The sequence below is a fragment of the Nitrobacter sp. NHB1 genome, from assembly GCF_036964665.1.
In the GTDB taxonomy this organism is placed as follows: Bacteria; Pseudomonadota; Alphaproteobacteria; order Rhizobiales; family Xanthobacteraceae; genus Nitrobacter.
Genome location: NZ_JBAMDA010000001.1, coordinates 2,486,811 through 2,506,625 on the forward strand (window position 1 = coordinate 2,486,811; position 19,815 = coordinate 2,506,625).

The 19,815-nt window shown below is 64.4% G+C and carries 19 protein-coding genes; 16 read left to right on the top strand and 3 right to left on the bottom strand.

Annotated features, from left to right (window positions below):
• The first annotated feature begins 255 nt into the window (after positions 1–255).
• On the top strand, positions 256–2,496 hold the full coding sequence (locus V4R08_RS11595; RefSeq protein ID WP_335579496.1) for a T6SS phospholipase effector Tle1-like catalytic domain-containing protein: 2,241 nt from the start codon (positions 256–258) through the stop codon (positions 2,494–2,496).
• Positions 2,497–2,557: 61 nt separating this feature from the next.
• Here V4R08_RS11595 and V4R08_RS11600 read toward each other — a convergent pair whose 3' ends face one another.
• The gene (locus V4R08_RS11600; protein WP_335579497.1) at positions 2,558–3,331 is read right to left on the bottom strand and encodes an alpha/beta hydrolase; all 774 of its coding nucleotides are present in this window, start codon (positions 3,329–3,331) and stop codon (positions 2,558–2,560) included.
• Positions 3,332–3,555: 224 nt separating this feature from the next.
• Between V4R08_RS11600 and infC the strand changes: the two genes are divergently transcribed.
• The 6 genes from infC to pheT all read left to right on the top strand — a co-directional run bounded on the left by infC (position 3,556) and on the right by pheT (position 9,478).
• Complete coding sequence (gene infC / locus V4R08_RS11605; protein ID WP_335580255.1) at positions 3,556–4,095, top strand: translation initiation factor IF-3; 540 nt, start codon at positions 3,556–3,558, stop codon at positions 4,093–4,095.
• Between the two features lie 464 nt (positions 4,096–4,559).
• A complete protein-coding gene (gene rpmI, locus V4R08_RS11610; RefSeq protein WP_011508684.1) occupies positions 4,560–4,760 on the top strand; it encodes a 50S ribosomal protein L35 in 201 nt (66 codons plus the stop codon).
• Between the two features lie 76 nt (positions 4,761–4,836).
• A complete protein-coding gene (gene rplT, locus V4R08_RS11615; RefSeq protein ID WP_011508683.1) occupies positions 4,837–5,196 on the top strand; it encodes a 50S ribosomal protein L20 in 360 nt (119 codons plus the stop codon).
• Between the two features lie 162 nt (positions 5,197–5,358).
• The gene (gene pheS / locus V4R08_RS11620; protein ID WP_335579498.1) at positions 5,359–6,456 is read left to right on the top strand and encodes a phenylalanine--tRNA ligase subunit alpha; all 1,098 of its coding nucleotides are present in this window, start codon (positions 5,359–5,361) and stop codon (positions 6,454–6,456) included.
• Between the two features lie 86 nt (positions 6,457–6,542).
• Positions 6,543–7,028, top strand: coding sequence for an endonuclease domain-containing protein (locus V4R08_RS11625; RefSeq protein ID WP_335579499.1), 486 nt, complete (start codon positions 6,543–6,545; stop codon positions 7,026–7,028).
• Positions 7,025–9,478, top strand: coding sequence for a phenylalanine--tRNA ligase subunit beta (pheT, locus tag V4R08_RS11630; RefSeq protein ID WP_335579500.1), 2,454 nt, complete (start codon positions 7,025–7,027; stop codon positions 9,476–9,478). Before V4R08_RS11625 ends, pheT begins: the two co-directional genes overlap by 4 nt.
• Before the next feature lie 252 nt (positions 9,479–9,730).
• Here the strand turns inward: pheT and V4R08_RS11635 are convergent, their stop codons facing one another.
• Together V4R08_RS11635 and V4R08_RS11640 are read right to left on the bottom strand one after the other, a co-directional pair.
• Positions 9,731–10,402: a Dph6-related ATP pyrophosphatase gene (locus tag V4R08_RS11635; RefSeq protein WP_335579501.1), complete on the bottom strand. Its 672-nt coding sequence runs from the start codon at positions 10,400–10,402 to the stop codon at positions 9,731–9,733.
• Positions 10,399–11,835: a flavin monoamine oxidase family protein gene (locus V4R08_RS11640; protein ID WP_335579502.1), complete on the bottom strand. Its 1,437-nt coding sequence runs from the start codon at positions 11,833–11,835 to the stop codon at positions 10,399–10,401. The genes V4R08_RS11635 and V4R08_RS11640 overlap by 4 nt, the downstream gene beginning before the upstream one ends.
• 345 nt (positions 11,836–12,180) lie before the next feature.
• Here V4R08_RS11640 and V4R08_RS11645 point away from each other — a divergent pair, with 345 nt between their 5' ends.
• The 9 genes from V4R08_RS11645 (at position 12,181) to trpA (ending at position 19,732) form a co-directional block, all read left to right on the top strand.
• Positions 12,181–13,128: a YiiX/YebB-like N1pC/P60 family cysteine hydrolase gene (locus V4R08_RS11645; RefSeq protein WP_335579503.1), complete on the top strand. Its 948-nt coding sequence runs from the start codon at positions 12,181–12,183 to the stop codon at positions 13,126–13,128.
• Positions 13,125–13,619 carry a peroxiredoxin family protein gene (locus V4R08_RS11650; RefSeq protein ID WP_335579504.1) on the top strand — a complete coding sequence of 165 codons (495 nt, stop codon included), beginning with the start codon at positions 13,125–13,127 and terminating at the stop codon, positions 13,617–13,619. Before V4R08_RS11645 ends, V4R08_RS11650 begins: the two co-directional genes overlap by 4 nt.
• 87 nt (positions 13,620–13,706) lie before the next feature.
• Positions 13,707–14,447, top strand: coding sequence for a sulfate transporter family protein (locus V4R08_RS11655; protein ID WP_335579505.1), 741 nt, complete (start codon positions 13,707–13,709; stop codon positions 14,445–14,447).
• Between the two features lie 196 nt (positions 14,448–14,643).
• Positions 14,644–15,621, top strand: coding sequence for a signal peptide peptidase SppA (gene sppA / locus V4R08_RS11660; protein ID WP_335579506.1), 978 nt, complete (start codon positions 14,644–14,646; stop codon positions 15,619–15,621).
• Positions 15,622–15,788: 167 nt separating this feature from the next.
• Positions 15,789–16,094, top strand: coding sequence for an integration host factor subunit beta (locus V4R08_RS11665; protein WP_011508674.1), 306 nt, complete (start codon positions 15,789–15,791; stop codon positions 16,092–16,094).
• Between the two features lie 84 nt (positions 16,095–16,178).
• Complete coding sequence (locus tag V4R08_RS11670; RefSeq protein ID WP_335579507.1) at positions 16,179–16,532, top strand: LapA family protein; 354 nt, start codon at positions 16,179–16,181, stop codon at positions 16,530–16,532.
• 297 nt (positions 16,533–16,829) lie between these two features.
• Positions 16,830–17,507, top strand: coding sequence for a phosphoribosylanthranilate isomerase (locus V4R08_RS11675; protein ID WP_335579508.1), 678 nt, complete (start codon positions 16,830–16,832; stop codon positions 17,505–17,507).
• Positions 17,508–17,654: 147 nt separating this feature from the next.
• Positions 17,655–18,899, top strand: coding sequence for a tryptophan synthase subunit beta (trpB, locus tag V4R08_RS11680; RefSeq protein ID WP_335579509.1), 1,245 nt, complete (start codon positions 17,655–17,657; stop codon positions 18,897–18,899).
• Positions 18,896–19,732, top strand: a complete 837-nt coding sequence (gene trpA / locus V4R08_RS11685; protein WP_335579510.1) for a tryptophan synthase subunit alpha — start codon at positions 18,896–18,898, stop codon at positions 19,730–19,732. Before trpB ends, trpA begins: the two co-directional genes overlap by 4 nt.
• The last annotated feature ends 83 nt before the right edge of the window (positions 19,733–19,815 follow it).

Consider the following 19,815-nt stretch of genomic DNA (forward strand, 5'->3'; position numbering starts at 1 on the left):
CGGCCGTCAGGCGGTGGCGGGAATGGAGGTCGGCCGGCTGGCGATGACCTCGATCCCGTCGCTGAATGTCACAACCGAGAACGAGTTTGGCGACTGGTCGTCTCTATCGAGCAGCCGCCAACTTTTCCCGCCTCGATCGGGCAAGCTGAATTTTGCCGCGATCGAGTGCGCTGAGAAACGACGTCCGTCGCGTGCGTCGTTGGTTTTGAATAAAAGGCGGATCAACGTCGGGCGACATCGTTTCCGGGGGCGGGCATGGGCCGGAAAATCGTTCTGCTGTCCGACGGCACCGGAAACTCCGCCGCAAAAGTCTGGCGCACCAATGTCTGGCGCACGTTCGAAGCGATCGATCTTTCGGGGTCGGATCAGGTGGCGTTCTACGACGACGGGGTTGGCACCTCGTCGTTCAAGCCGCTCGCCATTCTCGGCGGCGCTTTCGGCTTCGGGCTGAAGCGCAACGTCATCGATATCTACAAGTTCGCCTGCCGCAACTGGCGCGACGACAGCGACGAGTTGTTCGGCTTCGGCTTCAGCCGCGGCGGCTTCACCATCCGCGTGGTGATGGGACTGATCCTCAATCAGGGTCTTGTCGCCGCCGACAATGAGGCCGAGCTGTCGCGAAAGGCCAAGGCCGCCTATCGCCAGTATCGGCGCGAGCGTTTCCATACGTTCTGGCACATCGAGGACATCTTCCGCGGCCTCCGCGACCTGTTTCTGCGGAAAGGCTACGACAAGCGCGACAATCGCCAGGTGGACCATATCCGCTTCATCGGCGTGTGGGACACCGTCGCCGCCTACGGCCTGCCGCTCGACGAGATGACGCGCGGCGTCAGCAAATGGATCTGGCCGCTGGAACTACCCAACCACACGCTCGACCGCACGCGCGTCAGGCGCGCCTGTCAGGCGCTGTCGCTCGACGAGCCGCGCACCACTTTCCATCCCGAATTGTGGGATGAGCGCGGCGCGCCGCCGCTCGCCCCGCGCGACGACGGCAACCGCCATCTCGCGGACGAGCAGATCAGCCAGGTGTGGTTCGCCGGCGTGCATTCCAATGTCGGCGGCGGCTATCCGGACGATGCGCTGGCCTTCATCCCGCTGGTCTGGATGCTGAGGCAGGCGGAGGCCTGCGGTCTGCGCCTCAAGTCGGATCGGGCGACGCCGCCGGCCGATCCCGATCCGCTCAAGAACGCCATCTCGATGTGCGACAAGGACGGCCGGCTCTACGATCCGCGCAAGGGGCTCGGCAGTTACTATCGCTACGGCCCGCGCAAACTGGCCGAACTTTGCAACTTTCGCTTCTCCAGGAACGACGAAGTCGTCGTCACGCGGCCGAAGGTGCATGTCAGCGCGTTCAAGCGCATCGCCAGCCGCTCGCAAGACTATGCGCCGGTCGGGCTGCCGAAGATTTATGACGTCGCGACCGACGACGGGCTGGTGTTGACGCCGGATCAATACGGCTTCGAAAGCAGCGCCAAGGCGCTCGCTCGCTCCGAGACGCAGGAGTACGTCTGGAACACGATCTGGAAACGGCGGCTGGTCTATTTCGCCACCGTCGGCGCCACCGCGTGGCTGTTGCTTTATCCGCTGGCGCGCTCGCTGCCGGCGGCGGACGAATACACCAGCCCGATCCGCTGGGTGTCGGACATCATCCGCGTTGTCGGCGGGTTTCTTCCGGGTTTCGCGCAAACCTGGATCAACGCCTATGCGCGCAGCCCGGGCCAGTTTCTCGCGCTGCTCGCACTCGCGGGTGGTTTGACGTTCTGGGGGACGCGGCTCGCGACCCGCATCTCGGATTCGATGAATGCGATCTGGCAACGCTTGCCGACGGCGCCGACAGGCCTGCCGACCAACTGGATCTACCGGCTGCGCGCGAGCGGGCCCTATATCTGGTTTCACCGGCAGTTGAAGCGCCGCTGGGCGCCGACGTTCTTCGCAGGCTTGTTCGTTTATCTCGGCGTCACCCTCGGTAGCCATCTTATCTACAACGTGCAGGACGTCGCCGGCTTCACATGCGATGAAAGCCCGAAGATGCATGGGCTCGCGCGCGGCGAGCAGGCGACGTTCGATTTCAAAACGTCGCAGCCCTGCGCCGGCACCGGCATCGCGGTGGACGGTTTCGGCGCGCGCTATCTGGTCAAGGTCGAGACCACGCAGCCGTTCCGCGACGGAGATATCCCCTCGCCGCTAGGCGGATTCTACACCACCGACGCGCCGCGCTGGTCGCAACGCTTATGGCTGATGCTCGGCGTGCCGTTGCGCCGCGAACTGACGCGGCCGTGGTTCCGCCTGGTGCTGCGCTACGGCACGACCGGCGGCGAGGAGGTCTTTCTCGATCCCGATCCGGAGGACGGCAAGGTCGAGACGGTGATCCGGCCGACGCGCAGCGGCGAACTTTTCATCTTCGTCAACGATGCGGTGCTGGGCATTCCCGGACTCTATGATGCGTTTTATCGCAACAATGAAGGCTCCGCCAAACTGGTCGTGACGCGCAAGTGAAATGGTTAGTTTCCGGGGCCCGGAACGACTGCAAGTCCGGGGATGCGCTTCGGCGGTTGGTCTAAAACTCCGCCACCGCCGCCAGGATGCGCGCGATGTCCTGCGGACGCGACAGCCGATGATCGCCGTCCCGGATCATGGTCAGCACCACGTCGTCGCTCGGCAACCGCTCGGTCAGCGCGAAGGCGTGCCGCCACGGTACGTCCAGGTCCTGCGCGCCCTGCAGGATGCGCACCGGGCAGCCGGTCGAGATGCTGCCGCCGAGCAGCAGGTGATTGCGGCCGTCCTCGATCAGGTTGCGGGTGATCGGGTAGGGGTCGCCGTAGTCCGAGGGCCGCAGCCACATGCCCTCGGTCTCGATGGCGCGCCTGATCTCCGGCGAGAAGTTTTTCCACATCAGCTCCTCGGTGAAGTCGGGCGCCGGTGCGATCAGAACGAGACCCGCCAGCGGCGCCCGCGGGGCTTCGCGTCTGGCGAGCGCACGCGCCAGCAACAGCGCGATCCAGCCGCCCATCGACGAGCCGATCACGACCTGTGGGCCCTCGCAAAAGGCATCGAACACCGCGAGGCTTTCCTCGAGCCAGCGGCCGATGGTGCCGTCGATGAATTGGCCGCCGCTTATCCCGTGGCCGGAGTAATCCAACCGCACGCAGGCGCGGCCGCGTTCGGCCGCCCACGCATCGAGCGCGAGCGCCTTGGTGCCCGCCATGTCGGACCTGAAACCGCCGAGCCAGAACAGGCCGGGGAAGCTGCCGGCCCGCGCACGCACGGCGATCCGGCGCATCGCGTTCCCGCTGCCGACCTCGATGAATTGCGCTGCCGTTCCGTTCGTCATGCCGCCCGTCCCGTTTTGCGTTGTATCTCGCGGCCAGCCGCTAGCCGTCAATGAATGTTGGCGAAAGCACGGAACAAGTAGCGGATTCTGGGGTTTGAGTTGATCGGCGTGACCAAATTACCTCGCATCTGACCGTTTTGCCCGCGCGGTGCATTCCGCCGCTTGCCCACAGGCGCTTATTCCTTCTAAATAGGCGCTTCTTTCACAACATTGGAGATCCACCCATTCGCCGTCCCAATAGAGCGCCAATGCCCGTCGCGAAAGACGGGCCGCGCACCAACGATGAAATCCGCAATGCCCAGGTTCAACTGATCGACCAGGAAGGCATCAACCAAGGGACCGTGGAAACGATCTCTGCGATCAAGATGGCCATGGATGCCGGTATGGATCTGGTCGAGATCGCTCCGAACAGCAGCCCTCCCGTCTGCAAGATCATGGACTACGGGAAATACAAGTTTCAGGCCCAGAAGAAAGCCGCGGAAGCCCGCAAACGCCAGAAGATCGTCGAGATCAAGGAGATCAAGCTCCGTCCGATGATCGACGATCACGATTACAACGTGAAGATGAAGGCGATGCAGCGGTTCTTCGAGGAGGGTGACAAGGTCAAGATCACCCTGCGCTATCGCGGCCGCGAGATGGCTCACCAGGAGATCGGCACCAAGCTGCTCGACAAGGTGAAGACCGACGTTGCCGCCTACGCCAAGGTCGAGCAGGACGCCAGGTTCGAGGGCCGCCAGGTTGTCATGGTGCTGGCCCCGCGCTGAGCGTGGCGGCCTTCCAGTCATAGTGTGTCATTGCAGGACGTGATCCGGCAATCCGTCTCAAAAATTGATGGATGCGCGGGTCAAGCCCGCGCATGACGGAATGTTCGTCGTCCCCGCGAAGGCGGGGACCCATAACCCCGGCGATCGATGGCGGCAAAGATACGCCGCCCCGATTCCATCGCGAGTCCGCCCCGTATGGGTCCCTGCTTTCGCAGGGACGACTCGCGGAAGCGGTTTGCGAGATCGCTCCGCGCCCGGGATACGCCCGTTCGCCGTTGCTAATCCGGCCATCCTCTGCCATAAGCCCATTTTCGCCGCCCGGCTGATTTAGGGCTGCCGTGGCGACGACCGTGCCGGCGACTTTCATATCAGAAAGTAGTCGAGCATTTTCAACGCTCTAGCGAGCATTTCGCCGCAAAAAGCGCCCCTCGGGGCGCATTTTTTCGTGGCAACAGGAGAGCCAAATGCCCAAGCTGAAGACCAAATCGGGCGCTAAAAAGCGCTTCAAGGTGACCGGGACCGGCAAGGTGGTGTCCGCCCACGCCGGTAAGCGACATGGCATGATCAAGCGGACCAAGAAGCAGATTCGTCAGCTTCGCGGAACCCGCATCCTGTTCAAGACCGACGGCGATAACATCAAGAAGTACTTCTTGCCGAACGCCTGACGGCCGAACGCCATCATTGCCACCCAGCCGCGCCCGCGCGGCTCAAAATTCCCCAGTCATTTGAAGGAGATCGGTCATGGCTCGCGTCAAGCGCGGTGTGACGGCTCATGCCAAGCACAAAAAAGTCTACAAGATCACCAAGGGCTTTTCCGGTCGCCGGAAGAACACCATTCGCGCCGCCAAGGCGGCCGCCGACAAGGCCGGCCAGTACGCCTTCCGCGACCGCAAGCGCAAGAAGCGCACCTTCCGCGCGCTGTGGATCCAGCGTCTCAACGCCGCGGTGCGGCCGTTCGGCATGACCTACAGCGTGTTCATCAACGGGCTGTCGAAGTCGGGCATCACCGTCGACCGCAAGGTGCTGTCGGACCTCGCCATCAACGAGCCCGCCGCGTTCCAGGCGATCGCCGAGAAGGCCAAGGCCGCGCTCGCGGCCTGATCGTTTATTACCCTCTCCTGGAGGGAGGGTCGGCGCCGCATGACGCCGCGTTGGCTTCAACAGTGGCGTCATCGCCGGGCTTGACCCGGCGATCCATCGCTCTTCACAAGATGGATGCCCGGATCAGGTCCGGGCATGACGCTGTGCAAGTGGTGGTCGCCCATGTCCGATTCCGAAAAGTCCAATCTCGATTCTCTCCAATCCCAAATCCTCGCCGACATCGCGAGCGCCGCCGACGAGGCCGTGCTGGAGACGGTGCGCGTCGCTTCGCTCGGCAAGAAGGGCTCGATCTCGGCGCTGCTCTCAACGCTTGGCAAGATGTCGCCCGACGAGCGCAAGACGCAAGGCGCGGCGATCAACCTCGCCAAGGACGCGGTGACGCAGGCACTGATCGCGCGCCGCGAGGTGCTGAAAGCTGTCGCGCTCGATGCGCGCCTCGCCTCGGAAACCATCGACGTCACGCTGCCCTTGCGCGAGACCCCTGCGGAAGCCGGCCGCATCCATCCGCTGAGCCAAGTATGGGATGAGGTCACCACGATCTTCGCCGACATGGGATTTGCGGTCGCCGAAGGCCCCGATATCGAGACCGACGACTACAATTTCACCCGGCTGAATTTTCCGGAAGGCCATCCGGCGCGCGAAATGCACGACACCTTCTACTTCAACCCGAAGGACGATGGTTCGCGCCTGTTGTTGAGAACGCACACCTCGCCGGTGCAGGTGCGCACCATGCTGAGTCAAAAGCCGCCGATTCGCGTCATCTGCCCCGGCCGCACCTATCGCAGCGACAGCGACCAGACCCACACGCCGATGTTCCATCAGGTCGAGGGGCTGGTGATCGACAAGTCGTCGCATCTCGGCCACCTCAAATGGATCCTGCACGAGTTCTGCAAGGCGTTCTTCGAGGTCGACAATGTCAACATGCGCTTCCGCCCGTCGTTCTTTCCGTTCACCGAGCCGTCGTTGGAAGTCGATATCCAGTGCCGCCGCGACAGAGGCGAGATTCGCTTCGGCGAAGGCGAGGACTGGCTGGAGATTCTCGGCTGCGGCATGGTGCATCCGAACGTGCTGAAACTGTGCGGTCTCGATCCCGAGGTCTACCAAGGCTTTGCCTGGGGCATGGGCATCGACCGCATCGCCATGCTGAAATACGGCATCGCCGACCTGCGGCAGTTGTTCGAAGGCGACGTGCGCTGGCTCAATCACTACGGCTTCAAGCCGCTCGAGGTGCCGACGCTGGCGGGGGGATTGAGTTTGTGATTGCTGTTTGCACCTGCGGTAGGTCGCGCTTGCTTTCTGTTCCCTCCCCCCTTGTGGGGGAGGGTCAGGGAGGGGGGTGAGCGCGAATGCCTCACGCGTCAGTCAACAAGCAGCAGCGCAGTCGCGCAAAACAATTGCGTCAGACGATGACGCCTGCCGAGACCTTGTTGTGGCGTTACATCAAGGCACATCGAATCGAAGGATTAGGCTTTCGTAGACAAGTCGTGTTCCAAAGCTACATTGCCGATTTCGCTTGTCTGGCAGCAAAGCTAGTCGTCGAACTCGACGGTGAATCTCATAATTTTGCGGATCAGCAAGAGGCTGACCGGATTCGCGACGCATTCTTTGCATCCGAAGGCTTTCAAGTTCTGCGTTTCACCAACGGTGAGGTGATGTCGAGTCTGGAAGGCGTAGTCGAGGTAATTCGGCAAACGGCAGCCTCCCGCATGGGCGGCTTACCCCCCTCCCTGACCCTCCCCCACAAGGGGGGAGGGAACAGCAAGGCGTCCGTCTCCGAAAATATCCAACCTTCCGAAATCGCCGCTTCATTAGTTCGAGGTTCACAGCCATGAAATTCACCCTCTCCTGGCTGAAAGACCATCTCGATACCGACGAGCCGCTCGAAAAGCTCGCCGACAAGCTCACCATGATCGGGCTCGAGGTCGAGCACATCGACGACAAGGCGAAGGCGCTTGCGCCGTTCACCGTCGCGCGCGTGATCTCCGCTGTGCAGCATCCCAACGCGGATCGTCTCAGGGTGTGCATGGTCGATACCGGCGAGACCAACGACAAGGGCGAGCCGGCGCCGATTCAAGTGGTGTGTGGTGCGCCGAACGCGCGCGACGGCCTCGTCAGCGTGTTCGCGCCGCCGGGCACCCGCATTCCAGGCAAGGACATAACGCTCGGCGTTGGCACCATCCGGGGCGTCGAGAGCCGCGGCATGTTGTGCTCGGCTGCCGAGCTTGAGATCTCCGACGATCACGACGGTATCCTTGAGCTGCCAGCCGATGCGCCCATCGGCACTGCTTATGCGGAATGGGCCGGGCTCGGCGATCCCGTGATCGAGATCAACCTGACGCCGAACCGGCAGGACTGCACCGGCGTGCACGGCATCGCGCGCGACCTGTCCGCCGCCGACATGGGCCGCTTCAAGGACCCGAGCATCAAGCCGGTCAAGGGCGAATTCCCCTGTCCGGTAAAGGTCACGGTGGAGGACGCCGCGCTGTGCCCCGGCTTCGCGCTGCGGCTCGTGCGCGGCGTGAAAAACGGCCCGTCGCCGGAATGGCTGCAAAAGCGCCTGACCTCGATCGGCCTGCGCCCGATCAACGCGCTGGTCGACATCACCAACTTTATGACCTACGACCGCGCCCGCCCGCTGCACGTGTTCGACGCGAACAAGGTGCACGGGAATCTCACGGTGCGGCGCGCCCGCAACAGTGAGGCGCTGCTGGCGCTCGACGGCCGCACCTACGCGCTCGACCCGAGCATGTGCGTCATCGCCGACGATAAGGGTGTCGAATCGCTCGCCGGCATCATGGGCGGCGAGGAGTCCGGTTGCGACGAGACCACCACCGAGGTGCTGATCGAATCGGCGCTGTGGAGTGAGATCAATATCGCGCAGACCGGCCGCAGGCTCGGCATCAATTCCGACGCGCGCTACCGCTTCGAGCGCGGCGTCGATCCCGCCTTCATGGTGCCCGGGCTTGAGATGGCGACGCGGCTCGTGATGGAACTGTGCGGCGGCACGCCGTCGGAGACCGTCGTGGTCGGGCAGGCGCTGCCCGATGATCGGGTGGTCGATTTCCCGCTCAGCGAAATCAAGCGTCTCGCGGCGGTCGACGTGCCGCTGGCGGAAGTTCGCCGCATCCTTGGTCATCTCGGCTTCATGGTGGCCGGCAATGGCTCCGTGGTGAAGGTCGCGATTCCCACCTGGCGCACCGACGTTCAGGGCAAGGCCGACATCGTCGAGGAGATCGTGCGCATCGTCGGCGTCGACAAGGTGCCGATGACGCCGTTCGATCGCGGCGACGCGCCGCGTAAACCTGTCCTGACCCCGATCCAGTCGCGCACCCGCCGCGCGCGGCGCGCGCTGGCGGTACGCGGCATAGTCGAGGCCGTGACGTGGTCGTTCATCGCAAAACCGCAGGCCGAACTGTTCGGCGGCGGAGCTAAGGAACTGGCGCTCGCCAATCCGATCGCGTCGGATCTCTCCGACATGCGGCCGAGCCTGTTGCCGGGTCTCGTCGCCATCGCGCAGGCCAATGCCGACCGCGGCTTCCCGGACGTGGCGCTGTTCGAGGTCGGACAGATATTCAAGGGCGACGGTCCGCAGGATCAATTCATGGCCGCCGCAGGGGTTCGCCGCGGCGTTGCCTCGTCGGCAGGCATCGGGCGGCACTGGTCGGGCTCGGCCATGGCGGATGCGCTCGACGCCAATACCTTCGATGTAAAGGCCGATGCGTTCGCTGTGCTGGCCGCGGCCGGCGCGCCCGCGCAGGCGTTGCAGGTCGCAGCCAGCAGCGAATCGAAGAACTTTCCGGCATGGCTGCATCCCGGACGCTCGGCTGCGATCCAGATCGGACCGCAGAACGTGCTAGGCTATTTCGGCGAACTGCATCCCCGCGTGCTCGAAGCGCTGAAGGCCGACGGCCCGCTGCTCGCATTCGAGGTGATCCTCGACCGCATCCCGGAAGGCAAGCAGAAGCCGACGCGCGCCAGGCCGGTGCTGGAACTGCCGGCGTTCCAGCCGGTGTCGCGCGACTTCGCCTTCATCGTCGATCGCGGTGTGAAAGCGGCCGATATCGTGCGCGCGGCGCAAAACGTGGACAGAAAGCTGGTCTCCGGCGTCGCCGTGTTCGATGTCTACGAAGGCAAGGGCATCGACGCGAACAAGAAATCTGTCGCTATCGCGGTGACGCTGCAGCCGCGAGACAAGACGCTCACCGATCAGGAGATCGAAGCGGTGGCGGCGAAGGTCGTCGCCGAGGTCGCGAAGAGAACCGGCGGGAGCTTACGCGGATAGCGGTCTCTAACATAGGCGATCGCGCTAAGCTCGCTGCACCGTGTCCGGAGCACGCACCACTGCGGTCGTGCTAGCGTCTGATCCAACTTCGTTGAGGTTGGATCGGCTTCCCGTCATTGCGAGCTCGCGACAAAATTGGTTCTTGCCAATTTTGCGCTGAGCGAAGCAATCCAGGAGCTATTCCGAAAAGACTGGATTGCTTCGTCGCTTGCGCTCCTCGCAATGACGATCTCAAACCTCTTTCATCCCGCTCTATTCCGCCAGCAACAGATCGCAGTACGCAAACCCGTCGCGCTCGACGACATCGCCGGACGCGACCTCGATCCGATGCGAAAACACGGGTGCGGCTGTGACGCAGGTGTGGAACTCGCCGTTTTCGCCGCACGGATCGATTCCGGCCGGAAGGTCGGCCAGCAATGTCAGATCGAAGCTGCGGCCGGCAAACGAGAGGTCGAGCTTGGCCCGGTCGATCGAGACGAGCCGCGTCTGCAGTCCGCTTGCGATCATCTCGCGCGCAAGCGCCGCGGTCGGCCGGCCCCACAGCGGAAAAACCGGCGCGATGCCGGTGCCGGCGAGCTTCTGCTCGCGATAGGCGCGCACATCGGTGAGAAACAGATCGCCGAAGATGACGTGCGTGATGCCGGCCTGCTTTGCGTCCGTTATCGCGGCTCCCATTCGTGCTTCATACACCTCGTTGGAGCAGGGATAGGGAATCGGCACCACGCGCGGCGGCAGCCCTGCGGCCGCGAGTTGCGCGTGCAAGACCTCCTCGCGCACGCCGTGGATCGAGACGCGGCCGAAGCTCTCGTTTACCGTGGTCAGCGCGCCGACGACATCGAACGCGCCCGCGCGGCGGACCTCATGCAGCGCAAAGGCGCTGTCCTTGCCTGACGACCATGAAATCAGAGCCCTCGGTCGTGTCATCTGGGCAGCGGAAAGCCGTAGGCGTCCTGCGACCGCCGCGACGGGGCCCGTCTGTGGTGTCGCGACCGCTTATGCTTTGACGCCGAGGGTTGTGCCGGCTCCTTGATCGCGCTGATCTTCCGCAGCGCGGCATCGGCCGCGCGCTCGCCACTCTCCCATGCGCCGCCGGCGGTGCCCCACAGCGTCTCGTGCGCGGCCTCGCCGGCAAAGAATAGACTGCCCAGCGGCTCCATCAGAATTGTCCGCGACGGCTGCCCGCCTACCTCCGCCGCCGACATCGCGCCGAGCACATGGGGCGCGGCGTTCCAGCGGGTTGCGGCGGACCGTTTCACCGCAGCCGCCGCATCGCTGCCGAACAGTTTCGTCAGCCATTCCGTGGCGAACGCGACCATCGCGGCCTCGCCCTGCGCCGAGAGATCGCGGCCGAAGCTGCCCGCGACATCGATCGTGCACAGCGACGATCCATTGGCGTTCGCCGCGAGCAGCGCGGTGTTTCCGTCGCTGCTCTGCTCGATCATGGTCTCGTTGCGCCCGAGACCGAGCGGATTATCGGGCAGCCACAGCGCGACGCGGTCGTAGCTGCCGAGCGACAGCCTTGCCGCGGCATCGAGCTGGCGCTTCGGCAGCTCGGGCGTGAAGCGGATGTTGCCGGAGGCCAGCACGCTGGTGGACACGGTGACGATGACGGCACGCGTACTGATGCGTCCTGCGGGCGTCTCGACTCCGATGTCGCGGCCGGCCCACGACACCCGGTTTGCGGGCGTCGACAAGCTCACTGGCAGGTTTTGGCCGAGCGCCGCGAGCAACGTGCCGAGGCCCTGCTTGCAGCCAATCGCGGCGTTGCGCTCGGCGGCGCGCGCCCGGTCCATCGCCGAGAGGTCTTTCAGATCCTTTCCGGTGGCGCCGGCGCCGAGCACGAAGTCGATCGTCCCGGTCCAGACACCGAGATCGCCGGGCAGGACCGAGGCGCAGGCGACGTCGGTCCTGCCGCGCGCGGCCTCGCCGATGGCGCGTTTCGCGCGCACCAGCGCTGCAAGGAACTGCTCGGTTTCGCCGGCGCGCGCGTTACGCCGTCCGATGCGGATTTTCTGGCCGGGCGGTGCCGCAAACACACCGGTCCCCGCGCTTCGCGCCAGCCTGATCATCGGGTTGGTGTCGGGGTCGTAGAGCCAGCGCGCGCCGCGATCGAACGGCGTGCCGAATGTCTTGATATCGGTATGACAGCGTCCGCCGGTCCGGTCCGTCGCTTCGATCACGATTACTTTGCGGTTCGCAGCCCGGATCCGCCGCGCCGCCGCTATGCCCGCGGCCCCCGCGCCGATCACGACGACGTCAGCCTCGCGCGGCAGCGGCGCGGTACGCGCGCGGCCGAGCCCCATTCCTGCCGCGAAGGCGGCGGACGCCGACAGGAAATCGCGGCGCGTCATTCTCATGGCATGGTTTCCGACGCTTGAAAATATAAGGAACCCCTCGTGTGGCGGTTCGAAAGTTCTCTTCGTCCTTGCGGCACGTCCGGCAAGAGAGCTTTTGTACCTAACCCACACGAGAATCGTAGATTTTCAGTGTCCTTCGAATCCGAAGTTCGAAAAACAGCACGGCAAGACCGACGAGCCCTGGATTCGAAACACGGCGAACTTGCCGCATTGATGCGCCTGCGGCAACCGTCATGGTGAATCGATCGTAATTTCGCAATTGTCAGCATGAACCAAATTGCAATGGCTTTTGACCATGGTAAGGAGGGAAAAACCGGTCAGGACGAACGGCGGAGAGAGACTGCCATGGGCCTCGTGCTCGATACGGTCGGAAAATGGATTGCGGCATATCTCCAGAAGGAGGTGCTGGGGTATGAGCCGTTCACGCCGAGCGATCCGGAGCATCTGCGCGATCTCATTCAGGAGGGCGATGTTCTCCTGATCGAAGGCAACAGCCGCATCTCCGGCATCATCAAGTATCTGACGCAATCGACATGGTCGCACGCCGCGCTCTATGTCGGCCCGGTCGACGGCGCCGTCGAGCCCGACGGCGAGCCGCATGTGCTGATCGAGGCCGATATCGGCGAGGGCGTCACCTCCGCGCCGCTGTCGAAATATTTTCCGTATCACACCCGGCTGTGCCGCCCGGTCGGGCTGTCTCACGAGGACCGCGTCACGGTGTGCCGCTATGCCATCAACCGGATCGGCTTCGGCTACGACACCAAGAACATCGTCGACCTGATGCGCTACCTGATTCCGCTGCCTGTGCCGCAGCGCTGGCGGCGGCGGATGATCGCGTTCGGCTCGGGCGATCCGACCAAGATCATCTGCTCGGCGCTGATCGCGCAGGCGTTCGAGGCGGTGCGTTATCCGATCCTGCCGAAGATCACCCGCGCCGGCAGCCGCAAAGCGCGGCGCGAGATTCTGCACATCCGCGATTCCTCGCTCTACATGCCGCGAGACTTCGACATCTCGCCCTATTTTCAGATCGTCAAGCCCACGATCGAGGAGGGTTTCGATTACCTCTCACTCCATTGGGCCGACAGGCAGAAGCCGCTCGCGGAGGGAGCGGGCGTGTTCGGTCCGTTTCAAGCCGACGGCCTATCGCCGGTGTCGGTTCCTGCGCCGCATGATGCGCCGGTGCCGGCTCAGGTCGAAGGGGTGAGCGCGATCGAGCGCGCCACCGTCGCGGAGTACCATCCGCGCGTCGAACGGGCGCCGCTACGGCCGCAGTCCGCGCGAGGCAATCCATGACCGGTGCCGACGTCCCCGCTCCCGAACTTGCCGTGTCGCGATGGTTCAATACCGGCGAATCGCTGACGCTGGCCGCGCTGCGCGGTCGCCCGGTGCTGCTCCATGCCTTCCAGATGTTGTGTCCCGGCTGCGTCGCGCATGGAACGCCGCAGACGCAGCGCGCCTTTGAGCTGTTCAAGGCGACCGACCTTCAGGTGATCGGCCTGCACACGGTGTTCGAACATCACGCCGCTATGACGCCGGTTTCGCTCGAAGCCTTCATTCACGAATACGGGCTGACGTTTCCGATCGGTGTCGACGCCGCCGGCGACGGCACCCTGCTGCCGGTCACCATGAGCCGCTACGCCATGCAGGGCACGCCGACCAGCATCCTGATCGGCCGCGACGGCCGCATCGTTCATCACGGTTTCGGCCAGCAGAGCGACATGGCGCTTGGCGCCATGATCGCGGCCGAACTCGCGGGCGCGCAGACCTACGCCGCCAAGGCGTGACCGTCAGTCCGGCTGAGGCATCCGCGCCCTTGCCGGCGCGCGCCGCTGCGTTTATCTGAGCGCAGGGTTCACCGGAAACTGACCGTCATGATCGGCGCCGCCGTCAAGGCCCTCACGCAGATTCTGTCGCCGCCGATGCGCGCCATCCTGTGGCGCGTCATCGGGCTCGCGCTGGTGCTGATCGCCGTGTCCGCCGTCGGGCTGCAGCGGCTTTTGAGCTGGCTTGCCGGCTCCGGCGAGCACTGGGCCGAGACCGCGCTCGGGCCGAGCTTCCACACGCCGCTCAACATCCTGGCCTGGATCGTTTCGATCGCCGCTGGCTTCGGCATCGTGTTCGGCGCGGTGTTTCTGATGCCGACGATCAGTTCGCTGGTCGCGGGCGTGTTCGTCGACGACGTCGGCGAGATCGTCGAGCGCGAGCATTATCCGGCTGAGCATTCAGGCGCGGCGCTGCCGTTCGGCCTCGCCATGACCGAGGGCATCAAGACCGCGCTGCTGACGCTGCTCGTCTACCTGATCGCGCTGCCGTTCGTGTTCGTGGCCGGTGCCGGCTTCATCGCCTTCTTCATCGCCACCGCGTGGCTGCTCGGCCGGGAATATTTCGAACTCGCGGCGATGCGGTTCCGCTCGCCGGCGGAGGCCAAGGCGATGCGCCGCGACAACGCCTCGACGGTGTTCCTGGCCGGCCTCATCATCGCGGCCTTTGTGGCGATTCCGATCGTCAACCTGGCAACACCGCTGTTCGGCATGGCTTTCATGGTCCACATGCACAAGCGGTTGTCGGGGCCGCGGCCCGAACTGATCGCGCCGGATCGTCGCAGCCGGTAGCGTTTCCGGCCCTTGCGGCGACGGCCCAGGATCGGCCTTGCTTTCTTCATATTGCGCCGCAATTGGTGTAGCTTGAGCCCAAGTCTTTGGTGAGTCTTTGATGAGCCCAAGTCTTGGTAAGCCCACGTCTTGGTTGGCTGTGGGCCAACCAACGCCACGGTGCGAGCCCTGATCGCAGTCCTTGAGGAGAATTTCGATGTCGATTGAGTCCGATGTGATCGTCGATCGCCGCAGGTTGCGCCGCAAGCTCACCTTCTGGCGCGTGGCGTCGGCAGTGATCGTGATCGCCGCGGTCGTCGCCGTCGGCGTCTATGCCACACCGTGGGGCCGCAAGCTGACCGGCGCGAGTGCGATCCAGCGCGTCAACATCGAAGGCCTGATCCGCAACGATCAGAATCGCGTCGAGGCGCTGGAGCGGTTGGGCAAGTCGAACGCGCCCGCGGTCATCGTCCACATCAATTCGCCGGGCGGCACCACCGCCGGATCCGAACAGCTCTACGATGCCCTGGTGCGGCTGAAGGCGAAGAAGCCGATGGTGGTGGTGGTGGATGGGCTCTGCGCGTCGGGCGGATATATCGCCGCGCTATCCTCCGACCACATCGTCGCGCAGCAGACGGCGCTGGTCGGCTCGATCGGTGTGCTGTTTCAGTATCCGAATTTCACCGACCTTCTGAAAACGGTCGGGGTCAAGGTCGAGGAAGTGAAGTCGTCGCCGCTGAAGGCGGCCCCGAACGGCTTTGAGCCGACCAGTCCGGAGGCGCGGGCCGCGCTCGACGCGCTGGTGAAGGATTCCTATGCCTGGTTCCGCGGTCTGGTGCAGAAGCGGCGCGGCATGGACAACGGGCAACTCGAAAAGGTCGCCGACGGCCGTGTCTTCACCGGCCGGCAGGCGGTCGACCTCAAGTTGATCGATCAGCTTGGCGACGAAAAGGCCGCGATCGCGTGGCTTGTGGCCGAGAAGAAAGTCGCGCCCGACCTTCCGGTGCGCGATTTCAAGCTGTCGCCGCGCTTCGGCGACATGACGTTTCTGCGCACCGCCGCCTCCGTGGCCTTCGATGCGCTGGGATTGAGTAGCGTCGCGCGGCAGGTCGAGCAGACCGGCATCGCGCGGGCGGCAGATCGGCTGGGTCTCGACGGGATGCTGGCGTTATGGCAGCCTGCGTCGTCGAATTGAGGCTCGAATCGGGCGCGTGCCGGAGTTTTTTGCGCTGCGAAAACCTTCGATGCTGCGGCGCAGGCCGCGCGCCGGATTCTCACAACTGTCCGAATCGCATTTAGCGGCTTGACAGTCCTGGCCATTTTCACGGAAATGGACTCTCCCACGCACGGGTCCCAGTCTTGATGATCAAATCCGAACTCGTTCAGCGCATCGCCGAACACAACCCGCACCTCTATCAGCGGGATGTGGAGAACATCGTGAACGCGATTCTCGACGAGATTGTTACCGCGCTTGCGCGGGGTGATCGCGTCGAACTGCGTGGTTTCGGTGCGTTCTCTGTCAAGCATCGTCCTGCGCGCGCGGGCCGCAATCCGCGCACGGGAGAACACGTTCCGGTCGATCAGAAGAGCGTACCGTTTTTCAAGACCGGCAAGGAAATGCGCGAGCGGCTCAATCGCGAGAACGCGACGAGCGAAGCGAGCGCATAGGAATATTCACGGGAGTGGCCCATGAATTGGCAAGCGAACCTGCCAGCATGAGCGCTGCTTGCCGCTGCCGTCGCGAGAGAGATCATGCGTAAATTCCTGACCGGCCTGATCCTGATTCCGCTTGGTGTCCTTTTCATCGTGTTTGCGTTCGCAAACCGTCATCTGGTGACGGTGACGTTCGATCCCTTCGATGCGAGCGATTCACTGGCCGGCGTCACACTGCCGCTGTTCATCCTCATCATTGCGGTTGCGATTGTCGGCGTGGTGGCGGGGAGCGTCGCGACCTGGTTCCGGCAGCGCCGCTGGCGTCAAGTCGCGCACCAGTACGAGGCCGATGCGCGGGAGGCGCGTGTGGAACTCGCCGATTTGCGAGCCCGTTGGGAGTCGCGCGATACGCCGCGGCTGCCGCTGTCGGACCTGACGCGCCGGGCCGGATAGCGATCCTGGAGCGGGACGAGAAAAAAAGCGTGCAGCGGTTTTCCGCCCGCATCCCGCTTCTCAAAATACTGGAACCGATCACGTTCATGATTTTGGATCGATTCGATCCAAAATCATCGTGATCGAGTATCCAGCCGCAACGGGAAGAGAACGTCCGAACGGCCCCACGCGCAGGCGAGACAACCCGCGCGCGACGTTGTAGAACCCGCCCATCGCGCCTGATGCCCGGACCGGCCGGTTTCCGCCGGTTTGTCCGGCTTTGCGCCGGATCGTTCGAGACCTTGTTCCTGCGAGATCATGTCCCTGATCGTCAAGATATGCGGCCTGTCCACCCCTGCGACGCTCGACGTGGCGCTGCAGGCCGGTGCCGATATGGTGGGCTTCGTATTCTTTCCGCCGTCGCCGCGGCATCTCGATCTTTCGCGCGCGCGACATCTCGGCGCGCAGGTGCGAGGCCGTGCGGGCAAGGTCGCGCTGACCGTCGATGCCGACGACGCGACGCTGCGCGGCATCGTCGAGGCCTTGCGGCCGGACCTGCTGCAATTGCACGGCAAGGAAACCGTGGCCCGCATCCGCGAGATCAAGCGGACGTTCGGGCTCCCCGTCATGAAGGCGATCGGTGTTGAGGTCGCCGCCGACCTTGCGGCGCTGCCCGGCTATGCCGCCGCAGCCGACCGCCTGCTGTTCGATGCGCGTCCGCCGAAGGACGCCACGCGGCCCGGCGGACTCGGCGTGCCCTTCGACTGGCGCCTTCTGGAAAACCTGGCTCCCGGAATTCCGTTCGTGCTGTCGGGCGGCCTCACCGCAGGTAATATTCAGGAAGCGGTGCAGATCACGCGCGCCGGCGGCGTCGATGTCTCCTCGGGCGTAGAAAGCGCACCGGGAGTCAAGGACGCCGGAATGATCCGGGATTTCATTCAGGCGGCACGAGCGGCGGAAATCAACCTGCGCGAAGCGACCTCGCATGTGGGGTAGTCTCGTAGAACGACAGCAGCCGTCATGCCCGGCCATAGCAGTCGCAGGCTGCGCAAGCTTGTCGGTGTGCCTGGCATCGTCTGTCGTGATTCACAGCAAGCAAGACGTGGATGGCCGGAACAAATCCGGCCACGACGAAGGGTGACAATGAATTCTCTCCCCAATTCCTTCCGCTCCGGTCCCGACGCGCGCGGGCACTTCGGCATATTCGGCGGCCGCTTCGTGGCGGAAACGCTGATGCCGCTGATCCTCGATCTGGAGAAGGCCTATACTGAGGCCAGGGCCGACGCCGCGTTCCAGCGCGAGATGGCCGGCTATCGCAAGGACTACATCGGTCGTCCGTCGCCGCTGTATTTCGCCGAGCGTCTGACCGGGCATCTTCGGGACATCGCCGCGGTCTCGGGCCGCGCCGGCGGCGCGAAGATCTACCTCAAGCGCGAGGAGCTCAATCACACCGGCTCGCACAAGGTCAACAATGTCCTCGGCCAGATTCTGGTGGCGCGGCGCATGGGCAAGAAGCGCATCATCGCCGAGACCGGCGCCGGCCAGCATGGCGTGGCGACCGCAACGCTATGCGCACGCTTCGGCCTCGAATGCGTGGTCTACATGGGTGCGGTGGACGTGGCGCGGCAGGAGCCGAACGTCATCCGCATGGAAATGCTCGGCGCCAGGGTGGTGCCGGTGCAGTCCGGCACCCGCACGCTGAAGGACGCGATGAACGAGGCGCTGCGCGACTGGGTCACCAACGTGCACAACACCTTCTATTGCATCGGCACGGTGGCGGGGCCGCATCCCTATCCGATGATGGTGCGCGACTTCCAGTCGATCATCGGCGACGAGACCCGCGCGCAGATGCAGGAGGCGGAAGGGCGCCTGCCGGATTCGCTGGTCGCCTGCATCGGCGGCGGCTCCAACGCGATGGGACTGTTTCATCCTTTCCTCGACGATTCCTCGGTGGAGATTTTCGGCGTCGAGGCGGCGGGCCACGGCCTCGACAAGCTGCACGCGGCCTCGCTCACCGGCGGACGGCCCGGCGTGCTGCACGGCAACCGGACCTATCTTTTGATGAATGACGACGGCCAGATCCAGGACGCGCATTCGATTTCCGCAGGATTGGATTATCCCGGCATCGGGCCGGAGCACTCATGGCTTCACGAGACCGGCCGCGTGACCTATCTTTCCGCGACCGACGAGGAAGCGCTGAGCGCATTTCAGTTGCTGTCGCGGCTGGAGGGCATCATCCCGGCGCTGGAATCCGCGCATGCGATTGCGCGCGTCGTCGAACTCGCACCCGAGCGGCCGCAGGATCACCTGATGGTGGTCAATCTCTCGGGCCGCGGCGACAAGGACGTGCCGCAGGTCGGCGACATCCTGAAGGGCAGGAAAAAGTGACCACCCGTATCGACACACGCTTCGCTGAGTTGCGGAAACAGGGCCGCTCGGCCTTCGTCACCTTTCTGATGGCCGGCGACCCGGACCCTGCAACCTCGCTCGCCATCATCAAGGCGCTGCCGAAGGCCGGCGCCGACATCATTGAAATCGGAATGCCGTTCACCGATCCGATGGCGGACGGTCCGGCGGTCCAGGCCGCCGGCCGGCGCGCGCTCAATGCGGGCATGACCGTGACCGGGACGCTGCAGATGATCCACGACTTCCGCAAAGGCGAGGGTTCGACGCCGGTCGTGCTGATGGGCTACTACAACCCGATCTACATCTATGGCGTCGAGAAATTTCTCACCGATGCGAAGGCCGCCGGCGTCGATGGCCTCATCGTCGTCGATCTGCCACCGGAGGAAGATTCGGAGCTGTGCATCCCGGCGATGAAGGCCGGGCTGAACTTCATTCGGCTGGCGACACCCACCACCGACGACAAGCGGCTGCCGGCGGTGCTCGCGAATACGTCCGGCTTCGTTTACTACGTTTCCATCACCGGAATCACCGGCAGCGCGGCGGCGGATTCGACAGCCGTCGGCGCGGCCGTCGCGCGCATCAAGCGTCATACCACTTTGCCGGTTTGCGTCGGCTTCGGCATCCGCACCCCGGATGCCGCGCGCGGCATCGCCGAGCGCTCCGACGGCGCGGTGGTCGGCTCGGCGCTGGTCGATGCGCTCAGCGGCAGCCTCGACGCCGAGGGCAAGGCAACGGCCAAAACGGTTAACGCGGTCGCCGATCTCGCGGCGGCGCTGGCCGCGGGCGTACGGTCCGCCAGGCAGGCCGCGGAATAGCCGGTTTGATCCTCCGCCCCTTGCGGGAGAGGGGCCCGAACCGCATCTATGCAGCATCCCGAATTCGAAGTTCGCCCCGGGGT